21 protein-coding genes and 1 pseudogene are annotated in these 23,404 nt (G+C 60.5%); 11 read left to right on the top strand and 11 right to left on the bottom strand.

Annotated elements, in window-relative coordinates; all coding sequences use genetic code 11:
* Positions 1 to 2: 2 nt before the first annotated feature.
* Together fahA and maiA are read left to right on the top strand one after the other, a co-directional pair.
* Complete coding sequence (gene fahA, locus HU743_RS24825; protein ID WP_186651842.1) at positions 3 to 1,307, top strand: fumarylacetoacetase; 1,305 nt, start codon at positions 3 to 5, stop codon at positions 1,305 to 1,307.
* 11 nt (positions 1,308 to 1,318) lie between these two features.
* The gene (gene maiA, locus HU743_RS24820) at positions 1,319 to 1,957 is read left to right on the top strand and encodes a maleylacetoacetate isomerase (RefSeq protein WP_186651840.1); all 639 of its coding nucleotides are present in this window, start codon (positions 1,319 to 1,321) and stop codon (positions 1,955 to 1,957) included.
* Positions 1,958 to 2,081: 124 nt separating this feature from the next.
* On the opposite strand, the gene HU743_RS24815 is transcribed toward maiA, so the two are convergent.
* Complete coding sequence (locus HU743_RS24815; RefSeq protein WP_186547211.1) at positions 2,082 to 2,885, bottom strand: transglutaminase family protein; 804 nt, start codon at positions 2,883 to 2,885, stop codon at positions 2,082 to 2,084.
* 185 nt (positions 2,886 to 3,070) lie between these two features.
* On the opposite strand from HU743_RS24815, the gene HU743_RS24810 reads away from it, so the two are divergent.
* Entirely contained in the window at positions 3,071 to 4,090 is a 1,020-nt protein-coding gene (locus HU743_RS24810) for a Glu/Leu/Phe/Val dehydrogenase (protein ID WP_186618725.1), read from the top strand.
* Between the two features lie 158 nt (positions 4,091 to 4,248).
* Here HU743_RS24810 and HU743_RS24805 read toward each other — a convergent pair.
* Positions 4,249 to 4,488, bottom strand: a pseudogene (locus tag HU743_RS24805) (YebG family protein); the annotation flags it as partial.
* 326 nt (positions 4,489 to 4,814) lie between these two features.
* Here HU743_RS24805 and HU743_RS24800 point away from each other — a divergent pair.
* Positions 4,815 to 5,315 (top strand): phosphate-starvation-inducible PsiE family protein, encoded by a 501-nt coding sequence (locus tag HU743_RS24800; protein ID WP_186547208.1) that lies wholly within the window; start codon positions 4,815 to 4,817, stop codon positions 5,313 to 5,315.
* Here the strand turns inward: HU743_RS24800 and HU743_RS24795 are convergent.
* From HU743_RS24795 to HU743_RS24785, 3 genes are all read right to left on the bottom strand, one after another.
* The gene (locus HU743_RS24795) at positions 5,312 to 5,629 is read right to left on the bottom strand and encodes a DUF3509 domain-containing protein (RefSeq protein WP_186630916.1); all 318 of its coding nucleotides are present in this window, start codon (positions 5,627 to 5,629) and stop codon (positions 5,312 to 5,314) included. The two genes, HU743_RS24800 and HU743_RS24795, sit on opposite strands and share 4 nt — an antisense overlap.
* Positions 5,630 to 5,924: 295 nt before the next feature.
* Positions 5,925 to 7,226, bottom strand: coding sequence for a serine/threonine transporter (locus HU743_RS24790; RefSeq protein ID WP_186651838.1), 1,302 nt, complete (start codon positions 7,224 to 7,226; stop codon positions 5,925 to 5,927).
* A gap of 62 nt (positions 7,227 to 7,288) precedes the next feature.
* A complete protein-coding gene (locus HU743_RS24785; RefSeq protein WP_186651836.1) occupies positions 7,289 to 8,665 on the bottom strand; it encodes an L-serine ammonia-lyase in 1,377 nt (458 codons plus the stop codon).
* 135 nt (positions 8,666 to 8,800) lie between these two features.
* On the opposite strand from HU743_RS24785, the gene HU743_RS24780 reads away from it, so the two are divergent.
* Positions 8,801 to 9,748: a LysR substrate-binding domain-containing protein gene (locus HU743_RS24780; protein WP_186547204.1), complete on the top strand. Its 948-nt coding sequence runs from the start codon at positions 8,801 to 8,803 to the stop codon at positions 9,746 to 9,748.
* A gap of 200 nt (positions 9,749 to 9,948) precedes the next feature.
* Positions 9,949 to 10,356 carry an HPF/RaiA family ribosome-associated protein gene (locus HU743_RS24775; RefSeq protein ID WP_186651834.1) on the top strand — a complete coding sequence of 136 codons (408 nt, stop codon included), beginning with the start codon at positions 9,949 to 9,951 and terminating at the stop codon, positions 10,354 to 10,356.
* Positions 10,357 to 10,425: 69 nt separating this feature from the next.
* Here HU743_RS24775 and fecA read toward each other — a convergent pair whose 3' ends face one another.
* The 3 genes from fecA to HU743_RS24760 all read right to left on the bottom strand — a co-directional run bounded on the left by fecA (position 10,426) and on the right by HU743_RS24760 (position 14,391).
* On the bottom strand, positions 10,426 to 12,759 hold the full coding sequence (gene fecA / locus HU743_RS24770; RefSeq protein ID WP_186651833.1) for a TonB-dependent Fe(3+) dicitrate receptor FecA: 2,334 nt from the start codon (positions 12,757 to 12,759) through the stop codon (positions 10,426 to 10,428).
* Positions 12,760 to 12,973: 214 nt separating this feature from the next.
* Complete coding sequence (locus tag HU743_RS24765) at positions 12,974 to 13,906, bottom strand: DUF4880 domain-containing protein (protein ID WP_186651831.1); 933 nt, start codon at positions 13,904 to 13,906, stop codon at positions 12,974 to 12,976.
* The gene (locus HU743_RS24760) at positions 13,903 to 14,391 is read right to left on the bottom strand and encodes a sigma-70 family RNA polymerase sigma factor (RefSeq protein ID WP_186651829.1); all 489 of its coding nucleotides are present in this window, start codon (positions 14,389 to 14,391) and stop codon (positions 13,903 to 13,905) included. The genes HU743_RS24765 and HU743_RS24760 overlap by 4 nt, the downstream gene beginning before the upstream one ends.
* A gap of 187 nt (positions 14,392 to 14,578) precedes the next feature.
* On the opposite strand from HU743_RS24760, the gene HU743_RS24755 reads away from it, so the two are divergent.
* From HU743_RS24755 to HU743_RS24740, 4 genes are all read left to right on the top strand, one after another.
* Positions 14,579 to 14,884: a DUF3649 domain-containing protein gene (locus HU743_RS24755; RefSeq protein ID WP_186651827.1), complete on the top strand. Its 306-nt coding sequence runs from the start codon at positions 14,579 to 14,581 to the stop codon at positions 14,882 to 14,884.
* Between the two features lie 42 nt (positions 14,885 to 14,926).
* A complete protein-coding gene (locus HU743_RS24750; protein ID WP_186651825.1) occupies positions 14,927 to 15,493 on the top strand; it encodes an RNA polymerase sigma factor in 567 nt (188 codons plus the stop codon).
* Complete coding sequence (locus HU743_RS24745) at positions 15,490 to 16,479, top strand: FecR domain-containing protein (protein WP_186651823.1); 990 nt, start codon at positions 15,490 to 15,492, stop codon at positions 16,477 to 16,479. Before HU743_RS24750 ends, HU743_RS24745 begins: the two co-directional genes overlap by 4 nt.
* Positions 16,480 to 16,695: 216 nt before the next feature.
* Positions 16,696 to 19,125, top strand: a complete 2,430-nt coding sequence (locus tag HU743_RS24740) for a TonB-dependent receptor (RefSeq protein WP_186651821.1) — start codon at positions 16,696 to 16,698, stop codon at positions 19,123 to 19,125.
* Between the two features lie 131 nt (positions 19,126 to 19,256).
* Here the strand turns inward: HU743_RS24740 and HU743_RS24735 are convergent, their stop codons facing one another.
* On the bottom strand, positions 19,257 to 20,132 hold the full coding sequence (locus tag HU743_RS24735; protein WP_186651819.1) for an AraC family transcriptional regulator: 876 nt from the start codon (positions 20,130 to 20,132) through the stop codon (positions 19,257 to 19,259).
* A gap of 139 nt (positions 20,133 to 20,271) precedes the next feature.
* Here HU743_RS24735 and HU743_RS24730 point away from each other — a divergent pair, with 139 nt between their 5' ends.
* Positions 20,272 to 21,174, top strand: coding sequence for a DMT family transporter (locus HU743_RS24730; RefSeq protein WP_186651817.1), 903 nt, complete (start codon positions 20,272 to 20,274; stop codon positions 21,172 to 21,174).
* Positions 21,175 to 21,192: 18 nt separating this feature from the next.
* On the opposite strand, the gene HU743_RS24725 is transcribed toward HU743_RS24730, so the two are convergent.
* Positions 21,193 to 21,702: a DUF2165 family protein gene (locus HU743_RS24725; protein ID WP_186651815.1), complete on the bottom strand. Its 510-nt coding sequence runs from the start codon at positions 21,700 to 21,702 to the stop codon at positions 21,193 to 21,195.
* A gap of 151 nt (positions 21,703 to 21,853) precedes the next feature.
* Positions 21,854 to 22,828: a D-glycerate dehydrogenase gene (locus tag HU743_RS24720; RefSeq protein ID WP_186651813.1), complete on the bottom strand. Its 975-nt coding sequence runs from the start codon at positions 22,826 to 22,828 to the stop codon at positions 21,854 to 21,856.
* Between the last annotated feature and the right edge of the window lie 576 nt (positions 22,829 to 23,404).

Below are 23,404 nucleotides of genomic sequence, written 5' to 3'. Positions count from 1 at the left end.
CCATGACTCAGCCTTCCATTACCCGCAGTTGGGTCGCTTCGGCCAACGGCCACAGTGACTTCCCGTTGCAGAACCTGCCGCTGGGGGTGTTCAGCATCAACGATTCGGCGCCGCGCGCGGGCGTGGCGATTGGCGAACATGTCTTCGATCTGCAAGTAGCGCTCGAGGCCGGTCTGTTCGATGGCGTTGCGCGCAGCGCCGTCGAAGCCATGCGCGGAGGGCAGTTGAACGCGTTCTTCGAACTGGGCCGTGCGGCGCGTGTTGCCCTGCGCTCGCGCCTGCTCGAACTGTTCAGCGAAGGCAGTACCCTGCGTGGCAACATCGAAGCACAAGGCGCGAAACTGCTGCCGCTGGCTGCCGATTGCCAGATGCACCTGCCGGCCCGGATCAGCGATTACACCGACTTCTACGTTGGTATCGAGCACGCGCAGAACGTCGGCAAACTGTTCCGCCCGGACAATCCCCTGCTGCCCAATTACAAGCACGTGCCGATCGGTTATCACGGTCGGGCCTCCACCGTGCGTGCCTCCGGCACCGCGGTGCGTCGACCGAAAGGCCAGACCCTGCCGGCCGGCCAGAACGAGCCGACTTTCGGCCCCTGCGCGCGCCTGGACTACGAGCTGGAGCTGGGCATCTGGATCGGCCCGGGCAACGAGATGGGCGAGCCGATCGCCATCAGCGATGCGGCCGAGCACATTGCCGGTTTCTGCCTGCTCAACGATTGGTCGGCCCGCGACATCCAGGCCTGGGAGTACCAGCCGCTGGGGCCGTTCCTGTCGAAGAGTTTCATCACCAGTGTCTCGCCATGGGTGGTCACGGCCGAAGCGCTGGAGCCATTCCGCACGGCGCAGCCGGCGCGCCCCGAGGGCGATCCGCAGCCGCTGCCCTACCTGTTCGACAAGCGTGATCAGGACGGTGGCGCCTTCGACATCGAACTGGAAGTGCTGCTGCTCACCGAAGCCATGCGCGAGCAAAATCTGCCGGCCCATCGCCTGACCCTCAGCAACACTCGCTACATGTACTGGACTGTCGCGCAAATGGTCGCGCATCACAGCGTCAACGGATGCCAGTTGCAGGCCGGCGACCTGTTTGGCTCGGGTACCTTGTCCGGCCCTGAAAACGGTCAGTTCGGCAGCCTGCTGGAAATCACCGAGGGCGGTAAAAAGCCTATCGAATTGGCCTCCGGCGAGGTGCGCAAATTCCTTGAAGACGGTGACGAAATCATCCTGCGCGCGCGTTGCGCCCGCGACGGTCATGCCTCGATCGGCTTCGGCGAATGCCGTGGCACCGTGATCGCGGCGCGCTGAAGGAGCCGCTCATGGATCTCTATACCTACTACCGCTCGACCTCGTCGTACCGGGTGCGAATCGCGCTGGCGCTCAAGGGCCTTGATTATCAGGCGTTGCCGATCAACCTGATCGCGCCGCCGGGTGGCGAGCATCGGCAAGCGGCGTACCTGGCGATCAATCCACAGGGCCGGGTGCCCGCCTTGCGCAGCGATGACGGCGAATTGCTGATCCAGTCACCGGCGATCATCGAGTACCTGGAGGAGCGTTATCCACAGGTGCCGTTGTTGCGGGACGATCTGGTGGCGCGTGCGAAGGTGCGCGGTGTCGCGGCGGTGATCGGCTGCGACGTGCACCCGCTGCATAACGTCAGCGTGCTCAATCGCCTGCGTCAGTCAGGGCACGACGAAGCGCAGGTGACGGCGTGGATCGACCACTGGATTGCCCAAGGGCTGGCGACGGTGGAGCAATTGATCGGTGACAGCGGTTTCTGTTTCGGCGAGTGGCCGTGCGTGGCGGATGTGTACCTGATCCCGCAGTTGTATGCGGCTGAGCGGTTTAATGTCAGCCTCGACCATTATCCTAAAATCCGCCGGGTCGCCGCGCTCGCGGCCGAGCACCCTGCGTTCATCAAGGCCCATCCCGCCAACCAACCTGACACCCCGAGATAACCCTTTAAGAGATAACCCTGTGGGAGCGAGCCTGCTCGCGAAGAACGTTAACGCGGTCTGCCAGTCAGACCGAGGCGTCCGCTTCGCGAGCAGGCTCGCTCCCATGGGCTTGCACAACAGTATTTCAGTGGACGACGGAGTTGGGCGGCAGGTGGCCGAGTCGTTCGGTCAGGCGCAGGCGCTGGATCGGATCGTCACTGAGCAGCAACGCATGCTCCAGGTCGAAGCGTTCGGCATTCGGGCAATCAAGGCGTTGATACAGACTGGCCCGGGCCAGATAGTCGGCGGCAGTGGCGTCGCCCAGTTCGAGTACGCGCTCGGCGTCGATCAGGGCGGCGATGAAGTTATCGTGGGTCAGGTGCAGCTGGCGCAGGTTGCGCGACAGACGCTGGAGCATCTGCACCGGTGTCGCGGTCAGCAGGTGCTCGGCTTTTAGTTGCAGGTTCGGCCCGTACTGGCGCTGCAACAGTTCACGACAGTCATTGGGGTACAGGCGGCGCCCACCGCAGGGATCGAGCAGGTGATCGGCACCGGGTACGCGCAGCAGGAAATGCCCGGGAAAGTTGACCCCGACCAGCGGTATTTCCAGGCCGCGGGCCAGCTCCAGCGCAATCAGCGCCAATGCCAACGGCTGGCCGCGTTGCGTCTCTAACACGCGATGCACCAGCGCCGCCTGTGGGCGCAGCGGCAGGAAGTCGTCCTGAGCGAATCCCAGATCGACCATGCGGCGCAGCAGCGGTTGCGCCAGTTCGCTGACCGGCAGCATTGGCAACCCGTAACTGATCCGTTGTTGCAGTGCCTTGAACGCTTGCAGCAGCGCTTGCGGTTCCACCGCTTTGTCGTGCTCGGCGGCGATCCACAGCGCGGCTTCCAGCAGCGCCGGCGGCGAACGGTGCAGACACTCGAAAAAACCTTGGCGCGGACTCATCGAAATCTCCCTCGAATGCCTCGTTTTAGCCCCGTCCGTGGCGTTCGTCCAGTCGCCGGCGGCGTGGCATGCCGGATATGCCGCAAAGGCAGTTTGTGCAGGGTCGCTTATTCCGGCGCGCTCCAGCAATTTTCAGGGGCAAGCCTATACTGGCGTTCTACAAGAAGTGATTCGGGAGCCCGATGATGTTCGCTCTCATGCAAAGCACTCGCCTGGAATCGCTGCACCTGAGCGTGGACCCGGTCTCCGGGTTGAAGGCGGTCATTGCCATCCATAACAGCCGTCTCGGGCCAGCCCTGGGCGGATGTCGTTACCTTGCCTATCCCGATGACGAATCAGCCGTCGAGGACGCCATTCGCCTGGCCAAGGGTATGAGCTATAAAGCGGCGCTGGCCGGTCTGGCACAGGGCGGTGGAGTCGCGGTGATTGTGCGCCCGGTCCATGTAGAAAACCGTGGAGCGTTGTTCGAAGCATTCGGCCGTTGCATCGACCAGCTCGATGGCCGTTACATTACCGCCATCGACAGCGGCACCTCGGTGGCCGACATGGATTGCATCGCCCAACAGACGCAACACGTCACCAGCACCACTTCTGCGGGCGACCCTGCGCCCCACGCGGCGATGGGCGTGTTCACCGGCATTCGCGCCACGGCCATGGCGCGGCTGGGCAGCGATAATCTCGAAGGGTTGCGCGTGGCCATCCAGGGCCTGGGTAATGTCGGCTATGCGCTGGCCGAGCAACTGCACGCGGCCGGGGCCGAGCTGCTGGTCAGCGACATCGACCACGGCAAGGTGCAATTGGCGATGGAGCAACTCAACGCCCACCCGATTGCCAATGATGCGCTGCTCAGCACACCCTGCGACATTCTCGCGCCCTGCGGCCTGGGCGGTGTGCTCAACAGCCACACAGTCGCGCAACTGCGCTGCTCGGCCGTGGCCGGCTCGGCGAACAATCAACTTTCGCATCTTGATGTGGCTGACCAACTGGAGCGGCGCGGCATTCTCTATGCGCCGGATTATGTGATCAATGCCGGCGGCCTGATCTACGTCTCGCTGAAACATCGCGGTGAAGAATTGCCGACCATTACCGCGCACCTGTCGAAAATCAGTTCGCGATTGACCGAAGTCTTCGCCCACGCGCAAGCAGAAAAGCGTTCGCCGGCGCGGGTGGCAGATGAGTTGGCCGAGAAGGTTTTGTATCGATAAATGTCAGGCATCAAAAAGGCCCTGAGCGTTTCGACTCAGGGCCTGTTCAATTCGGGCTTCGATTACTTCGCTGCCTTCGCCGCTTTGACCGGTTTCACCGGCGCTTCTGCCGCTTCAGCCTCGTCCGCTTTCTCGACCGGTTCAGCCGGCGCGTTGATCAGCTCCGACAGCGCATCGGGCTGGCTCTTGAACGCCCGGGCGAACACATCGCGATTCTTCGCCATGTAGATCCCGGCTTCTTCCACTTGCTGTTCAGTCAAGGACGGAACGGCTTTTTGCAGCACATCGGCCAGATATTCGGCCAGTTCGAGCATTTTGTCATGACGGTCAGCTTCGGCTTTATCCATGAACAAGCGCTCCAGATCTCGGCTGCTGCGGTATACCACTTCGACGGCCATTCACCACCTCACATGCCTTCACGTTAAGTTGTCTTGACGACTACTGTATCCATATACAGCGAAAAGAATAAGCGAATCCCTGCGCCATGGGTAGTGGCTTTTCAATGTAGACCGGATTTTCGGTTTGTCAGGGGGCGTGTCGTTGGCATTCGCGAGCAGGCTCGCTGCCACAGGCGGTGCGACCAAACGCCACGGCGCGGGATCTGCAACGGATCGCCATGATGCATGGCCCTGAATCTGCATGAAAAAAACGCAGAAGGGCCTATGCGCAAAACCGTCACGTCCAACACGCATCATCCGCTCGAATCGGGCTAAGGAACATCATCGTGAGAATCAACTGGGCCGAGAAACTACGGCAAAACGTGCACCAACTGGCCGAGTCCCTGGGCAACCTGTTCGTCGAAACCTTTCACTACCTGGCGCTGTTCGCCATCGGTGCGGTGACGGCGTGGGCGGCAGTGATGGAGTTTCTCGGGATGCTCGAGGAAGGCCACATCAAGATCGATGACATCCTGTTGCTGTTCATCTATCTGGAATTGGGCGCGATGGTCGGGATTTATTTCAAGACCAACCACATGCCGGTGCGCTTCCTGATCTACGTGGCCATCACCGCGCTGACCCGTCTGCTGATTTCCAACGTCTCGCACCACAACCCGCCGGACATGGGCATCATTTACCTGTGCGGCGGGATTTTGCTGCTGGCCTTCGCCATCCTTGTGGTGCGTTACGCTTCGTCGCAGTTCCCTTCGGTGAAGATCGAAAAACCGCAACGCAAACTGGGCGCCGGTTCCAGCGAGCATCCCGAGGTCGAGAAAGGCGAGCTTTAAAGGCCCGCCGCCTGGCCCGACGGGCCTTTGGTTCGAGGCGGTGGCGGGGTGAGCCCGGCGCCGCGAGTCATGGCTTCGAGAATCGTCATGGCGCTGTGGCCCTGCTCGATGGCGATGCCGAACTGGATGCTCTGCACCAGCCGTTTCAACCTTTCCGGATCGTTGCGCTGTTCGGCGCTGATCATGCGTTTGGCCACGATTCGGCCGCTGTTGGACAGGGTCAGCATGATGCTGCCGTCCAGACCCTGAATGCTCAGGTTGATTTGATAGTCCGGCGCGAAGGCATCGGTAATGATCTGAAATGGGTTGTCCATGATGCGTCACCGCCTGATTGAACGTGCAGTTGTTGACCGGCCATGATCCGATTTGGTTCGCCAAACCGGATCACCGGCATTCCGTGGCCTGTAGCGTTGCTTCATGTGGGGGCTGTCGAAGGCTGCGATCTTTTGCGCTTGGCTGTGTTGATTTCGATCAGTGAATGAAATCAGTGCAGTCATTCGGTGCTCCAGCAGGGAAGTAGCAAGGGCTGTGCCGAGAAAATTGTCGAACAATGAACACGGGCATGAAAAAGGCGAACCGCCGAGGTTCGCCTTTTTTGGCTGGCCTGTTTCAGGGCAGAAATGAGTAGATGATCGCTGACAGTGCAATGAGGCCGATCAGCACCACAAACACGTTGGATACCTGGCCCGAATACTGGCGCAAGGCCGGCACGCGGCGGATTGCGTACATCGGCATGAGGAACAACAGGCAGGCAATCACCGGGCCGCCGAGGGTCTCGATCATGCCCAGAATGCTCGGGTTGAACGTGGCTACGGCCCAGCAACTGAGGATCATGAACAGCGCGGTGGCGCGGTTCAGCCAGCTCGCCGACATCACCCGGCCACGGCTGCGCAGGCTTTTGACGATCAGGCCTTGAAAGCCTTCGCTGGCGCCGATGTAGTGGCCGAGGAAGGATTTGGTGATTGCCACCAGCGCGATCAGCGGTGCGGCATACGCGATGACCGGTGTCTGGAAGTGGTTGGCCAGGTACGACAGGATCGAAATATTCTGCGCTTTCGCTGCCGCCAGATCCGCCGGTGACAGCGCCAGCACGCAACTGAAGCAAAAGAACATCACCGTGACGACCATCATGCCGTGGGCCATGGCGAGGATGCCGCTGCTTTTGCGTTCGGCCTGCGCGCCATAACGCTGTTTCTGATCGACAGCGAAGGCGGAGATGATCGGCGAATGGTTGAACGAGAACACCATCACCGGGATCGCCAGCCACAGTGTCTTGAGCAATACCGACAGCGGCATGGCCTCTTGAGCGCTGGCGAAGAAGGCGCCGTTCCAGTTCGGGATCAGGCTGAACGCCAGCAGCAGTAAGGCCGCGACAAACGGATAAACCAGCACGCTCATGGCTTTGACGATGACACGCTGGCCGCAACGCACGATAACCATCAGACCGAGGATCAGCGCCAGCGACAAGATTGCTCGTGGCGGCGGGGCGATCTGCAATTGGTGTTCGAGGAAACTGCTCAGGGTGTTGGTCAGCGCCACGCTGTAGACCAGCAGGATCGGGAAGATCGCAAAGAAATACAGCAGCGTGATCAATTTGCCGGCGCCGATGCCGAAGTGTTCTTCAACCACTTCGGTGATGTCCCCGGAGCGTCCGGACAACACGAACCGCGTCAGGCCCCGGTGCGCGAAGAAGGTCATAGGGAAAGCCAGCACGGCCAACAGCAGTAACGGCCAGAATCCACCGACACCGGCGTTGATCGGCAGGAACAAGGTGCCGGCACCGATGGCGGTGCCGTACAGACCCAGCATCCAGGTGGTGTCGAATGTGCTCCAGCCCTTGTCGGCCGTTTCTGTCTTTTCTGTGCGCGGTACAGCGGGATTTTCGGCAGCAGGTGTACGTACATCGGTCATCGGTATCGCCTCGTTATTATTCTTGCTCGGGCTCACGTGTTACGGACGGCAGGGGAGGCTCCTCAGCACTCCACCCAGCTCACGGCCAGGCCGCCCCGTGAAGTCTCTTTGTATTTGTCGTGCATGTCGGCACCGGTGTCGCGCATGGTGCGGATCACCCGGTCGAGGGAAATGAAGTGGTTGCCGTCGCCGCGCAGGGCCATTTGCGTGGCATTGATGGCTTTCACCGCAGCAATGGCATTGCGCTCGATACACGGCACCTGAACAAGACCGCCGACCGGGTCGCAGGTCAGGCCCAGGTTATGTTCCAGGCCGATTTCGGCGGCGTTTTCCAGTTGTTCCGGGGTGGCGCCAAGTACGTCGGCCAAGCCGGCGGCGGCCATGGCACAGGCCGATCCGACCTCACCCTGACAGCCGACTTCGGCGCCGGAGATAGAGGCATTTTTCTTACACAGAATGCCGACGGCGGCCGCGCCGAGAAAGAACGCGACGACGTCATCCTCAGACGCATCCGGATTGAATTTCATGTAGTAATGCAGAACCGCCGGAATGATCCCTGCGGCACCGTTGGTCGGCGCGGTCACCATGCGCCCGCCGGCAGCGTTTTCCTCGTTGACGGCGAGGGCGAACAGGTTGACCCACTCCATCGCCGACAGCGTCGAACTGATGACATTCGGTTTGCCGATTTCCAGCAGGCTGCGGTGCAGTTTCGCCGCTCGACGCGGAACATTCAGACCGCCGGGGAGGATGCCTTCGTGACGCAGGCCTTGTTCGACGCATTCGCACATCACTGACCAGATGTGCAAAAGGCCTTGGCGAATCTCGGCATCGCTGCGCCACGCCCGCTCGTTAGCCATCATCAGCTCGGACACGCGCAGGTTGTGTTTTTTGCACAGCGAGAGCAGTTCGGCCGCGCTGGAAAAGTCATAAGGCAGCACGACGTCACTGGCCGGCGCGACGCCGGATTCGGCCTCGGCCGCTTCAATGATGAAACCGCCGCCCACCGAGTAGTACGTTTGCTCGCACAGCTTCGCGGTTTCGCCAAAGGCTGTCAGAGACATGGCGTTGGGATGGTAGGGCAGGCTCTCGTCCAGCAGCAGGAGATCGTTTTGCCAGTTGAAGGCAATCGAGTGCTGGCCGGCCAGGCGAAGTTGACCGTCCTCGCGCAGTTGCCGGATGCGCGGATCGATGGTCGACGGATCGATGCTGTCCGGCCATTCGCCCATCAATCCCATGACTGTGGCGCGGTCAGTAGCATGGCCGACGCCGGTAGCCGACAGCGAGCCGTACAGACGGATTTCCACACGCCGTACGTCGTTGAGCAAATGTTGATCAATCAAGGCCTGGGCAAACGTTGCGGCGGCGCGCATCGGGCCGACGGTGTGGGAACTGGACGGACCGATGCCGACTTTGAATAGATCAAAAACGCTGATAGCCATGCTAAACCCTGACAAGCAATGGAAGAGGAATCGCTGCCATTTTTTGTAGGACAAGCGCAATGTCGGCGATACTGCCTGCCTCGGTCCTACGTGACCAACGAAACTTCCTAAGAAAGCCTTTAGCAGGACTAAACAATGAGTCGTCAATTGCACGCCCAGACCTACGTCTGGCTGCAGGTGTTTTCCTGTGCCGCGCGGCACCTGTCGTTCACTCGCTGCGCGCAGGAGTTGCACATCACCCCGGGCGCGGTCAGCCAGCAAATCCGCCAATTGGAAGAGCGCCTGGGTTTCCGGCTGTTCCATCGACGGGCACGCGGCGTGGAGCTCAGTGCAGAAGGACAGCGGCTGGCGATGACGGTCAACGAGGCTTACGGCAGTATCGATGCCGAACTGCGCCGGCTGGACGCCGGCATGATCAGCGGGATTTTGCGGGTGCGTTCGATTCCCTCATTCCTCAGCAAGTGGTTGACCCCGCGCTTGCCGCGCCTGCAACAGCGCTACCCGGACATCCAGTTGCGCCTCGTGGCGGAGGACAGCAGCGTGCCGTTGCACGAGGGCGATTTCGATCTGGCAATCGACCTGAACGATGGCAGCTACCCGGGATTGTTATCCACAGCCTTGCTTGATGAGCAGATCTTTCCGGTGTGCGCGCCGAGCCTGCTGCGCGGACGACCGCCACTGCACGGGCCGGCGGATCTGGGGCATTTTCCGTTGCTGCACGACATCACTGCCTGGCGCGGCAGTTACGAATATGCGGAATGGGAATTCTATTTGAATGCGATCGGTTTCGAGGGCGCCGACGTCCGGCGTGGTCACACTTTCAACCGCAATCACCTGACCATCGAAGCCGCCATCGCCGGCATGGGCGTGGCGATCGCACGACGTACCTTGCTCAACGATGAACTGGAACGCGGCACGCTGATGGTGCCGTTCGGGCTGTCCGTGCCCAATCACAAACGCTATGTGTTGCTGTATGCGCCGGGGGCGTTGAGCCATCCAGGCGTGCGTGCGGTACATGATTGGGTGGTAGAAGAGGCGGGCATTTTTCGCAGTTTACACCCGCTGAATGACGGGCAGTCATGAGCAGATTTTGCCAAGAGGCGAGGCGACCCGACTCCCGACCTTACCAGCGCTTCGCTCGGTTGTCCGGCTTTTTTTGCGAATGAATATTTATCTTTTTTCAGGGGTTGAAATGTTCGCCGCTCGGGCCGATTGTTGTAATCAAGGGGTCACGAAATCCTGATCCAGGCCCCTTGCGAGCTAGCTGAAATAAGGGATGAACTATGCAAATCCAAGTCAACAGCGATAACCATATTCAAGGCAGTAAGCGACTGGAGGAGTGGGTACGTACAACTATTGAGAGCACGCTCGAACGTTATGAAGAAGACCTGACCCGTGTCGAAGTTCACCTGAGCGATGAGAACGGCGAAAAACCAGGTCCCCATGACTTGCGCTGCCAACTGGAAGCGCGGCCAAAAGGCCACCAACCGATTTCCGTGACCCATAAAGCCGATTCGCTGGAGCAGGCGATCGACGGCGCTGCCGAGAAGCTCGAGCACGCCTTGGAACACCATTTCGGCAAAAAACGAGGCAAACCACGCGCCGCTGTAGTGCCATTTACCGGCAAAGCCAACGACAAGCTGTTGGCGGAAGAATTCGACGAGAACGAACAGGCAGCGATCAACAGTTGATGCGCTGATTTCAAGTCACACAAGGAGAACGGGCCTGCTGATGCAGGCCCGTTTTTTTTGGGCGATTTCCTAGAACGCCACCGAAGTCTGTACGTACACCGTCCGCGGCTCACCCACATACTTGCCCTTGTTGTTGTCATCGAACGAACGCGTGAAGTACTGCATGTTGAAGATGTTCTTCACCCCCACCGCCACGTTCAGATCCGACAACTGCGGCCCGAAGTCATACCCGGCGCGGCTGCTGAACAGCATATAACCGGGGATCTTGCCGGTGCTGCCATCAGCACTTTCCCTGGACGTGTTGGCATTGTCGGCAAACTGGTCGCTCTGGAAGCTGCTGTCCAGGTTCAGTTTCCATGGCCCTTCGGTATAACCGACGCCAACCGTGCCTTTGTGTTTAGAGGAAAACGGCACGCGGTTGCCCTTGTTCGGTCCGTCTTCGCGGATGGTTGCGTCGACGTAGGCGTAGCTGGCGTAGACGTCGAAGCCGGCCAGCGCCGGGCTCAAGTCATCCAGTGCATAGTTGACACTGGTCTCGATGCCCTGATGCCGGGTCTCGCCACGGGCGATCACCGAGTCGTTGGTCTGGTTGCTTTCGTACTGGTTGTCGAAGTTGATCAGAAACGCGCCGATTTCCGCCCGCAGCGCACCGTTGTCGTAACGCGTGCCGAGTTCCCAGGTGCGGGCTTTTTCCGGTTTCACTTCACCGCTGGTCACGCGGTTGGGCATCTGACTGTACTGCACGCTGCCGAACGAGCCTTCGGTGTTGGCGTACAGGTTCCAGCTGTCAGTCAGGTGATAGAGCACGTTCAGCGCCGGCAACGCGGTGTTGTAGTCGCCCTTGTATTTGACGTTGGTCAGGTTGTTGGTCTGCTGCGATTCGATCATCTCGTAGCGCACGCCCGGAGTGATCGTCCACTTGCCGATGTCGATGCGATCATCGACGAAGAACGCATTGGCTTCGGTGCCGCCACGGGTGTCGCGGTCGTTGCGACTGCTGGTAGTCGGGTATTCGTTGGCGCTGATCGGCGTGCGATAACGCAGCTCGTGGCCGGCCTCGTTGATGTAGCGGTAGCCGACGCCGACTTCATGGCTGCTCGAACCGAGGTCGAAGCCCTGGGCGAAACGGGTTTCCAGACCGCGCACCCAATATTCGCGCGGAGACAGCGAAAGGAACGTGCCCTGGTCGAGATAACCGCTGCGCAGCGTCTTGGTGAAGAAGGTGTTGGCGGTGAACTCGCGGCGATCCTCCTGATAGCGATAACCGAAGTTGAACATCGTCCGACGGCCCCAGAACTGGTCTTTCGGGCGCGTCGACTGATACGGATCGGCATCGTAGTCGGCAACGTTCAAACCGCCGGGCATGTCGGCCTTGCCTTCGTAATACTGGGCCATGGCGTTGAAGCTGTTGGCCTCGTCGAGCTGGTACTTGCCCTTGAGGATAAGGTCGTCGATCTCGGTATCGCTGTGTTCACGCCAGTCGCCGCCGCGTGTGCCGGAATACAGCAATGCGCCGCCCAGATCGTTGGCATTGGTGCCACCGGCCAGCAGGTTGGCGCTGGTCTTGAAACCGTCATGGCTCGACGATGGACTGGTTTCGGTCTGGAAGCCGCCCTTGACCGTTGGTTCGTCGGGAATCGCCCGAGTCACGAAGTTGACCACGCCGCCGACGTTCTGTGGGCCGTAACGCACTGCACCGCCGCCACGCACCACGTCCACCGCATCCATGTTGCCCATGCTGATCGGTGCAAACGACAACTGCGGCTGACCGTACGGCGCGAACGGCACCGGGATGCCGTCCATCAACACGGTCGAGCGCGCGGCAAGGCGCGGATTCAAACCACGGATGCCGAAGTTCAGCGCCATGTCATGGCTGCCGGTGCCGTTGTTTTCTGGTGCGTTAACGCCCGGAATGCGGTTGAGCACGTCACGGGCCTGCGTCGCGCCCTGACGCTCGAATTCTTCGCGGCGGATCACATCGCGCGCACCGGGGTGTTCGAAAACGTTGATCTGCGCCGCATCGCCAAGCCAGTCGCCGACGACTTTCGAGGTGTCCAGCTCCAGCGCCGCGTCTGCCACCGGTTGCAGGCTGAACGCATTATTGCCCTCGGCGCGAGCTTGCAGGCCTGTGCCTTCGAGCAGGGCATCGAGGCCTTGTTGCGCGGTGTAATTGCCTTCCAGACCTCGACTCTGCACGCCGCTGGTGACTTGCGAGCCGAAGGAAATCAGCACGCCGGCTTCACGGCCAAACTGGTTGAGCGCGGTTTCCAGCGACGCAGGGGCGATGTGATAGGTCTTGGTCTCGGCGGCCAGTGCAGCAGGCAGGGCGGTCAGACTCAGGCTGGCGCCGAGGACGAAATTGCGCAGGCTGCGGGCCAGTGGCGTAAGGCGGGTGGGCTGCATGTCGAATGATCCTGAGAAGGTGGAATCAAGGGGGCTTTCCTTCTCTGTCACGCCAGATCTGAAAAACGGCTCACTGTTTACGAATATTTTTCAGCGACTGCGGTTGTGGCGAGGGAGCTTGCTTTCGCCGGGTCGCGCAGCGGCCCTTCTTTTCAAAACGGGCCTGCTGCGCAGTCCAGCGGGAGCAAGCTCCCTCGCCACAATAATTTTTGCCTTACGCCCGGGCTTCGACGGTCACCCAATAGCGAGTAAAGCGCTTCACTTTGACCGGAAGACTGATCTGCAGCAGCTCAAGAATCCGTTCGCTGTCATCCAGTGGGTACGTCCCGGAAATCAGCAGATCGGCGACTTGGCTATCGCAACTCAACTGGCCGCGACGGTAGCGGCCAAGCTCTTCAAGAAAATCGCCCAAGCGCATGTGCGCGGCGACCAGCATGCCGTCTGTCCAGGCTCCGCTGTTGGCATCCAGCGGTTTAGCCTCACTGACGGAGGTCGTGGTGAAATTCAGTTGGCGCGCGACTGGCAACAGCAGGGGGGTGCGTTGACTGCCGGTCAATTCGACTCGCCCTTCGAACAGCGCAACCTGCGTGCGATCGGCGAACTGCCGGACATTGAGGCGCGCACCTTGGGTTTTCAGCACGCCTTGTGCCGTGCCTATCTCGAACGGTGTCGCAGCGCTCAAAAGCATTTCGCCCTCCAGCAGCCGGATCGACCGCCGCGCGGCATCGACATCGACCGAGCTGGCGGTATTGAGTTGCAACGAATCGGCGCCACCCAGCGCAATCCTGCGCCGTTGCCCGACCGGCGTACGGTAATCGGCGAGCAGCGACGGCAGCGGCGTGTGCTCGCGCAGGCTCCAGGTCAATGCGGAACCGGCACCGAGGATCAGCAGCAGTTTCAGCGCCTGCCGACGGCTGGTGGACTGTGGCCCGTTCAATGCCGCGTGGGCCAGCGGTGACGACACACCGCGCAAGCGCTGGTTGACCCGTTGCATGTGTTCCCACGCCCGGCGGTGTTCGCTGTGTGCATCCAGCCATTGTTGCCAGGCCTGTTGCTGGCGCGGCGTCAGCGTGCCCTGCTGCATTTCCAGCAGCCAGTGCACCGCCTGTTCGGCGACCTGCGCGGAGAAATCCGGCGCGCGATTCACAGGGCGAAATAGCAGCGCATGGCCGCTTTGTTCAAATGGCGCTTGACCGTGGCCACCGAGATACCCAGTTCAGCGGCGATCTGTGGATACGTCAGGCCATCGACCTGAGCGAGCAGGAAGGCGCGTTTGACCTGGCGCGGCAAACCGTTGAGCAGCTCATCGAGTTCGACCAATGTCTGCAGGATGATCGCTTTGTGTTCTTCCGACGGCGCGACCATCTCTGGCAGCTGCGCCAGTGTCTCGAGGTAGGCGCGCTCCAGATCCTGACGGCGGTAGTGATTGAACAACACGCGCTTGGCCAGGGTGGTGAGAAAGGCGCGCGGTTCGATGATGACAGGCGGTTCGCGCGCGGTGAGTACCTTGATGAACGTGTCCTGAGCCAGGTCCGCCGCGCTGTCCGGGCAGCCGAGCCGGCGCCGCAGCCAGCCGGTAAGCCAGCTGTGGTGGGCGTGGTAAAGCGATTCGACAGGATGGGCGGACGGCAACGAAATGACTCCGGACGCAATGCTTGCGTAGAGAACGTGCGTTAGAGAACAAGAACGGTTCGCATTGTAGGGGCTGGAGGCCGTCCCCGGCAATCAGATGCTTTTGCGTATGAGAATATTTATCATTAATATTGCTCGTCTGTAGTTCGGCTTGTCGGCCGGGCGTTTTTCGTTTCAGGGCCGAAAGATGAAAGGCAAACTCGCCACGCTTCCCATGTCCTATCGTCTGGCGCTCACCTCGCGGGTGCTGGCGGCAATTTTTGGCGGCTATCTGGTCGCGGCGCTGGCCAGCGTCACCCTGACGCTGTGGCTGCCGTTGAACCGCGCCGAAGCGGTGGTGACCGGCATGACCGTGTCTTTTCTGGTTTATCTGGTCGCGGTGCTCTGGTGTTTTGTCTGCCGCAGCGCCTGGTCGGCGTGGGTCGGCTTGCTGGTGCCGAGCGTGATTCTCGCCACCGTCTCCGGCGTTGCGCGCGGCCTGGGGCTGGCATGAAAGAGGGCTTCCTGCAGGCGATGGCCTGGGCGCAGTGCTGAGATGCTAATCGGTCTGCCGCCGGAATCGCGCGACGACGAGCCGCGTGGCGCCCGTGCGCATTTTCTCCAGGTGTTCCTGTCCCAGCGTGCGCAAATGGAAGCGCTGGTGAACCGGCGTGTCGGCTGCCGAGCGACGGCGGCGGATCTGGTCCAGGATCTGTTTCTGCGTTTCTGGCGCCGGCCACTGGTGCAGGTCGAGGAACTCAGCACTTATCTGCTGCGCTGCGCTGGCAACATTGCCATCGACCATTTGCGCAGTGAAGGCACGCGGGCCCGCGTCAAGGCAGGCTGGCAGCCGGACGAACCCGACAGCCACGGCAGCGAGCCGCAAGCGGCACTGGAGGCGGGCAACGACCTGCGCCATGTCGAAGCTGCACTGCGCGCCTTGCCTGAGCGTACCCGGCAGATTTTTCTGCTCAATCGCATTCACGGTCGCAAGTACGCCGACATCGCCAAAGCCATGGGCCTGTCCCAAAGCGCCGTGGAAAAACATATGATGCGCGCCCTCGAGGCCTGCAAGGCCAGCCTGCGCGAACCCGCGCCACGCCTGCCAGGGAAAGCACCGTGAACCGATCCGATTCCGTCACCCCGACCCCCGCTCAGGAGCAAGCCGCTCTCGCCTGGCTGAGCCTGTTGCATGATCGGCCGAGTGCCGGCGATCAACTGACCTTCAGCCGATGGCTGCGTGCCGATCCGGCCCACGCCGAAGCGTATGCACAGGCGCAGGTCGTCTGGGAATTGAGCGAAAGCCCGGCGCGCTCGCTTGCCGCTGAAGAAGCGGCTGCGCTGCAAGGGTATCTCGACGCAATGGATCGACCTCGGCGTCCGCAACTCCGGCGTGCGGCGGGGGCGCTCGCGATGGCCGCATGTTTGTTGCTGATGGTCAGCCTTGGCACAGGCTGGCAGCCGCAGCGCTGGGTCGATGATCTTGGCGCCGATTACGTCTCGGCGCCTGGCGAAATTCGCACGGTGACACTGGCCGATCAGTCGCAAGTGACCCTGGATGCCGACAGTGCGATTGCCGTTGATTTCAGTCACGGTCAGCGGCGCGTGCAACTGATCCGGGGGGCCGGTTTCTTCAGCGTCAGCCACACCGGCGATCCGTTTGTGGTCGCGGCGCAGCAGGGCGAGGCGCGGGTGCTCGGCACCCGGTTTGAAGTGCGTTTGAAGCCTCACGGTGCGCAGGTCACGGTAATGTCCGGGCGCGTCGGCGTGTCCGCCAGTCGTGACGGCGAGCAGCAGATTCTCACTGCCGGTCAACAGGTCGCTTACGCTGACGGAACGGCGCAAAAGCTCCATGCGGTGGACAGTGAAGCGCAAATGGCGTGGCGCCAGGGGTGGCTGACGTATTACAAATCAACCCTGGCCGATGTGGTGGAAGATTTACGTCGCTATTACCCGGGACGGATTGTTGTGCTCAATGACGAGCTGGCGGCGCGCAAGGTCAGCGGCAGTTTTCCGAGCAAGGATCCGCAGGCGGTGCTCAATTCGTTGCAGGGGGTGTTGGGGTTTGAGCAGCATCGGGTGTTGGGGCGTCTGATCATTTTGCAGTGAGGCTGCCGGCCTCTTCGCGAGCAGGCTCGCTCCCACAGGGGGAGCGCAGTTCAAATGTCGGAGCGGGCTTGCTCGCGAAGGGGCCAGAACAAACAGCACAACACTCCCAAAAAATAATTTCGAAATCTTGGTGAGGTAACTCCGAGCCCCATCCGTGTAGTGACTGAAACTGCGATTCATTCGCATCCGTTGCGGTTCTACACAGGTCGTTAAGCAATGAAGTCCAAGGCAAAGTCGGGTTCGGTCAAACAGTGGTTAAGCGTGTCGGCGTTGAGTTTTTCCGCATTGGCACTGTTGCCGATGCGGGTGGCAGTGGCCGCTGAGGCGGTCAGTAATCAGCCGCAACAGCAGTTCAATTTTGCCCTCGCCGCGAAACCGCTGCCACAAGCCTTGAATGACTTCAGCCGCGTCACCGGGCAAAGCGTGGTTTACACCGATGAAGCGCCGTACGGCCTCAATGCCCCGGCGGTCACCGGTCGGATGAGCGCCGAACAGGCACTGCAACGCTTGCTCGGCAACTCCGGCCTGAGCTTCCGTCGCACCGACCCCCACACCTTGGCGCTGGAACCCCAGCCGAGCGAAGGCGCGCTGAACCTTGGTGCCACAACGATCACCTCGATGCGCGATGAATCGATGAGTTATCAGCCGCCGCAGACCAGTTCGGTGATGCGTTCTTCGGCCTCGTTGCAGGAAATTCCGCAGACCGTCAACATCATCCCGGCGCAGGTCATTCGCGATCAGGCGCCACGCAATCTTGATGACGCGCTGGCCAACGTCAGCGGCATCACCCAAGGCAACACCTTGGGCAGCACGCAGGATTCGGTGATGACCCGCGGTTTCGGCGACAACCGCAACGGCTCGATCATGCGCGACGGCATGCCGCTTGTGCAGGGCCGTGGCATGAACGCCAGTGTGGATCGCGTCGAAGTACTCAAGGGGCCGGCCTCGTTGCTCTACGGGATTCAAGACCCCGGCGGGGTGGTCAACCTGGTCAGCAAAAAGCCCGAACTCACTCAGTACAACGCCCTGACCCTGCGCGGCTCGACTTACGGCGACGGCAAAAATGGCAGCGGCGGCGCGTTCGACAGCACCGGTGCATTGGGCGATTCCGGATTCGCCTATCGTATGGTCCTCGATCATGAAGACGAAGATTACTGGCGCAATTTCGGCACGCACCGCGAGACGCTGATTGCGCCGTCGCTGGCTTGGTACGGCGAGCGCACCAAGCTGTTGTTTGCCTACGAACACCGCGAATTCCTCACCCCGTTCGACCGTGGCACCTTGATCGATCCGCGTACCAATCATCCACTGGATATCTCCCGCAAGGAGCGTCTCGACGAGCCGTTCAACGACATGGAAGGGCGTTCGGATCTGTACCATTTCGAAGCCGATCATGAGCTAAACGACGACTGGAAAGCTCACTTCGGCTATAGCTGGAACCGCGAAACCTACGACGCCAGCCAGGTCCGCGTGACCGCGATCAATACCAAAAACGGCACGCTGACGCGCAGCATGGACGGTACGCAGAACGCGATCAGCACCGATCGTTTCACCACCGTCAGCCTCGAAGGCAAGGTCAATGTGCTGGGCATGCAACATGATCTGGTGTTCGGCGTCGATGACGAGTACCGCAAAATCTACCGCGAGGATTTGATCCGGCAGAAAAGCCTGACCACCTTCAGCTACCTCAATCCGGTGTACGGCCGCGAAGTGATGGGCTCGACGGTGAGCGCACCCGACAGTGCGCAGACCGATGAACTGCGCAGCGACTCGGTGTTCCTGCAGGACTCGATTCATCTCAACGAGCAGTGGATTCTGGTCGCTGGCGGACGCTTTCAGGAATACGACCAGTACGCCGGCAAAGGCGTGCCGTTCAAGGCCAATACCGACAGCAACGGCCAGAAATGGGTGCCGCGCGCAGGTCTGGTGTATCGCTACACCGATGCCTTGTCGTTCTACGGCAGCTACACCGAATCGTTCAAACCCAACTCGACCATCGCCCCGCTGAGTGGCAGCAGCACTGTGCTCGACGGCAGCATTGCGCCCGAGGAAGCCAAGTCGTGGGAGCTGGGCGCGCGGCTGGATTTGCCGGGCAGCATCACCGGTAATATCGCGCTGTTCGACATCAAGAAACGCAACGTGCTGGTGGCCAACTCCGAAGGCCCGACGACGATCTACAGCGCGGCGGGCGAAGTGCGTTCACGCGGGCTCGAAGTGGATTTGAGCGGTCAGCTCAGCGAGCACTGGAACCTGATCGGCAGCTACGCCTACACCGATGCTGAAGTGACCGAAGACCCGGAATACAAGGGTAAGCGCCTGCAAAACGTAGCGAAAAATTCCGGCTCGCTGTCGGCGGTGTATGACTTCGGCAGTGTGTTCGGCGGCGATCAATTGCGTGTCGGTGCCGGCGCGCGGTATGTCGGCGAGCGGGCGGGCAACGCGGTGAATGATTTTGATCTGCCGAGCTATACCGTGGCTGATGCGTTTGCGACTTACGACACTAAAGTCGAAGGGCAGAAGGTCAAGTTTCAGTTGAACGTGAAGAACCTGTTTGATCGCACTTATTACACCTCTTCGGCGAGCCGCTTCTTTGTGTCGATGGGCGATTCGCGACAGGTTTCCTTGTCGAGCACTCTGGAGTTCTGATCCAGAATCGCATCATTGTTCTTCGTCGGAGCGCCGCTCGGAGTCAGGCTCGCTCCCACAGGAAGCTACATTCCAAGGTGGGAGCGAGCCTGCTCGCGAAGGGGCCAGAACCGAGGACAAGGTGCGAGGCTTTAGCGCAAAAACGCCTGCCGATATTCCCCCGGCGTCCCACCCAGAACCTGGCGAAACCGGTTGGTAAAGTGACTGGCACTGGCAAACCCGCACGCCAGCGCAATCTCGCCCAGCGGCAGCGCCGTCCCGCGCAACAACTCGCGCGCGCGGCTCAGGCGGCGCGCCAGCACATACTGATGCGGCGGCAGCCCGAAGCTCACGCGGAACATCCGCGCAAAGTGGTATTCCGATAGCGCACACACCCCGGCCAGTTGCCCGAGGCTGATTGCGTCGCTCAACTGGTTGTCGATGAACTCCACCAATTGTCGGCGTTGATGCGGTGCCAATCCGCCCTTCAAACGCAGGCCTTGCCGCACGCCAACCTGGCTGAGCAGGGTGTGGCTGATCAATTCGTGGGCGAGGCTGCTGGTCAGCAAGCGCTCTGCCGGTTCTTCCCAGTTCAGGGTCAGCAATTGCCGAAAGCGCTGTGCCTGAAGCGGATCTTCAAGAAACGTCTGTTCACGCAACTGCATCTCGCGTGGTTCGCGATCAAGCAAGGTCACGCAGCCCAGGGCGAATTGCTCGGCGCTGAAATACAGGTGCGCGAGACGGATATCGCCATTGATCACCCAGCCCGATTCGTGATCGGCCGGCAAAATGCACAGTTTGTCCGGCCCGCCCTTTCGCCCCGGCTGGCCACGACGGAATGTGCCGGTGCCGCCGGCGATATAGCAGGAGAGGGTGTGATGATTCGGCGCTTCGTATTCGCGGGCGTCGTGGTGATTGGTCCACAAAGCCGCCGCCAAGCCGTCACCGAGCTCGGCGCTGTGCACCAGGCGTGCGTTCGGCGAGCTGTTTAATGCTTGAAAGACTTGCAGGGTATCAATGGCGGCCATGTTCGTTCTCTCCAACGCCTTGCATCCTACTCCGTAGGCACCGCGCTGCCAGCCTGTCGGCAGACAAAAGCGCAAGATTCTGCAAGCGTTCAAGGCGAGTCCGGGCGGACACTCAAGGCCTGTTTAAGGAGCGTCTGTCATGAACCTGTCGTTGTATCTGCTGACCGTGCTGATCTGGGGCACCACCTGGATTGCCTTGAAATGGCAGTTGGGCGTGGTCGAAATTCCAGTATCGATTGTCTACCGTTTCGGTCTTGCTGCGCTGGTGTTGTTTGCGCTGTTGCTGCTCAGTCGGCGCCTGCAACCGATGAATCGACGCGGGCATCTGATCTGTGTGGCACAGGGATTGTGTCTGTTCTGCGTGAATTTCATGTGCTTCCTGACGGCCAGTCAGTGGATTCCCAGTGGGCTGGTGGCGGTGGTGTTTTCGACGGCAACGTTGTGGAACGCGCTGAATGCGCGAGTGTTCTTCGGCCAGCGCATTGCGCGTAATGTGCTGATGGGCGGCGCGCTGGGGCTGTTCGGGCTGGGGCTGCTGTTCTGGCCGGAACTGGCTGGGCATCAGGCCAGTCCGCAAACCTTGCTCGGCCTCGGTCTGGCGTTGTGCGGCACCCTGTGTTTTTCGGCGGGCAACATGTTGTCGAGTCTGCAGCAGAAGGCCGGCCTGAGGCCGCTGACCACTAACGCCTGGGGCATGGCCTATGGCGCGGCGATGTTGTCGGTCTGGTGTCTGGTCAAAGGCATTCCTTTCGACATGGACTGGTCGTCGCGTTATGTCGGTGCGCTGTTGTATCTGGTGATTCCCGGCTCGGTGATTGGCTTCACCGCGTACTTGACGCTGGTCGGGCGCATGGGCCCGGAGCGTGCCGCTTATTGCACGGTGCTGTTCCCGGTGGTGGCGCTGAACGTATCGGCGTTCGCCGAAGGTTATCAGTGGACCGCACCGGCGCTGGCCGGGCTGGTGTTGGTGATGCTGGGCAACGTGTTGGTGTTTCGTAAACCGAAAAAGCTGTTGTCTGCCCGTCAGGGAAAGTTGGCTTGATAAAACGAGTGCTGTGGTTCAGCGCTCAACTTTCAATGTGATGTAAATCATTACCGGGAAAATGAAATCGACAATATGTCTTGCCCAGTCCTTGGCATTCCATGATTGCGAAGTGTCCATGTCGAACCACTCCACACCGACAGTTTGCAGGCAAACGTAATAAATGAAGAGGGCGACCAATATGCCCATGATCGAAAATTTCTTGGCTTCATGAAATGCCGCAGCCGATGCATCGATGTAGCGATATAACTGGTAAGTACCGATCATGCAGAGCACCGTGTAGGTGACTTCCATGGTAATGATGAACCAGTAGATCCGGTGATGGATCATCGGCGAGTCAATCGCCCGATACATGATGTTCTCGCTGGCATTGGTGGTGTCCATGCTCAGGATGTGCGCGACGTATGTGTAATTGGACTCGTAGTCGGTGAAGTTGTGAATCATCACCAGCAGGCCAAAGAAGCTTATATAAGCCATCAAGATGACTTTGCTGTAACGAATGAGTTTGTCAGTGGTCAGGGTGTCCACGAAATTTGCTCTCCTTGCAATTAATCAATCAATAAATTGATAAGTGTCGAGAGCTTATATGCAGTTGCCTGATTTGGCTTTGCTGTTCGGTTGCAAGTTATGTATCGAGAATAAGTCCAGGGCCAGCGCTTTGTTGCGCTGGCCCGGTTTTTTATCCGCGCCAGACTTGCGGGTTGACCAGATCCTGAGGCCGTTCGCCGAGCAGGGCGCTGCGCAAGTTGGCCAGTGCGCGATTGGCCATGGCTTCGCGGGTCTCGGTGGTGGCTGAACCGATGTGCGGCAGGGTGACGGCGTTTTTCAGCTGGAACAGCGGCGACTCGGCCAGCGGTTCTTTTTCGTAGACGTCCAGCCCGGCGCCACGGATGCGGTTGTTTTGCAGGGCTTCGATCAGTGCAGGTTCGTCGACAACCGGGCCGCGAGAGATATTGACCAGAATTGCGCTCGGTTTCATCAGTGCCAGTTCGCGATGGCTGATCAGATGACGGGTCTTGTCGCTTAGCGGTACCACCAGGCAGACGAAGTCGGCTTCGGCCAGTAGCTCATCAAGGCTGCGCCATTGGGCGCCGAGTTCTTGTTCCAGTTCTGTCTTGCGGCTGTTACCGCTGTAGATGATCGGCATGTTGAAGCCAAAGCGGCCACGACGGGCGACCGCGGCGCCGATGTTGCCCATGCCGACGATGCCGAGGGTTTTGCCGTGTACATCGCTGCCGAACAGTGGGGCGCCGACGCTTGCCTGCCATTGCCCGGCCTTGGTCCAGGCGTCGAGTTCGGCGACGCGGCGGGCACTGCTCATGATCAGCGCGAAGGCCAGATCCGCCGTGCTTTCGGTGAGTACGTCGGGGGTGTTGGTGAGCATGATCCCGCGTTCGTTGAAGTAGTCGAGGTCGTAGTTGTCGTAGCCGACCGAGACGCTGGAGACCACTTCGAGTTTTGTCGCGTTCTCCAGTTGCGCGCGGCCCAGTTTGCGGCCGACGCCGATCAGGCCGTGGGCGTGGTGCAGGGCTTCGTTGAACTGGGCGTTGATGTCACCGTTCTTGGGGTTGGGGACGATGACGTCGAACTCTTCTTGCAGGCGTTCGATCATGGGGGGGGTGATGCGGCTGAAGGCCAGGACTGTTTTTTTCATTGGGTTTGGGCTCGTCGGGCTTGATTGCAAGCACGCTAACATTTTCTCGCTCGGGTTGTCTTGGCGGCCTCTGGGCCGGCCATGCCTTGGGTTTGTCGGGTGTGAATATCCGTTGCTTCGGTAGCGGCTGCTGGCGGTTTCGCCCTTACGGCGAGGCACTTTTTCCAGACGCCGAAAAAGTACCCAAAAAGGCTTGCTCCTGCGTTCGGCCCTCGCAGGCTCGGGTTCCTTCGCTGCGGGATCGATCCGGGCGCAGCGTTTCCGGTTTGCTTCGCTGCACCTCCTTCCGCTGTGTCTGGCTGCGCCAGACGGTCGCTGCGCTCCCACGCCCGGATCAATCCCTCCGCTCAGCCTTCCGAAGTCGCCCGTGGATCAAAAGCAAGATCAAAGGCACGCGAGCTAACGCTCATTGTTGAGTGGTGCGGCTTCGCCGCGGGCAGCTGCGCTGCTTTACCTTTGCTTTTGTAGGAGTGAGCCTGCTCGCGAAAGCGTCTTCACTGCCAACCTATCTCTGCCAGATTCACCCTGTCCCTGTGGGAGCTGGCTTGCCAGCGAAGGCGGCCTGACAGCCGACCT

This window comes from Pseudomonas sp. SWRI99, from assembly GCF_014270125.1.
GTDB classification, from domain to species: domain Bacteria; phylum Pseudomonadota; class Gammaproteobacteria; order Pseudomonadales; family Pseudomonadaceae; genus Aquipseudomonas; species Aquipseudomonas hamedanensis.
Note: the sequence above shows the minus strand (reverse complement) of the source record. Positions and strands in the feature narration are given on the sequence as shown.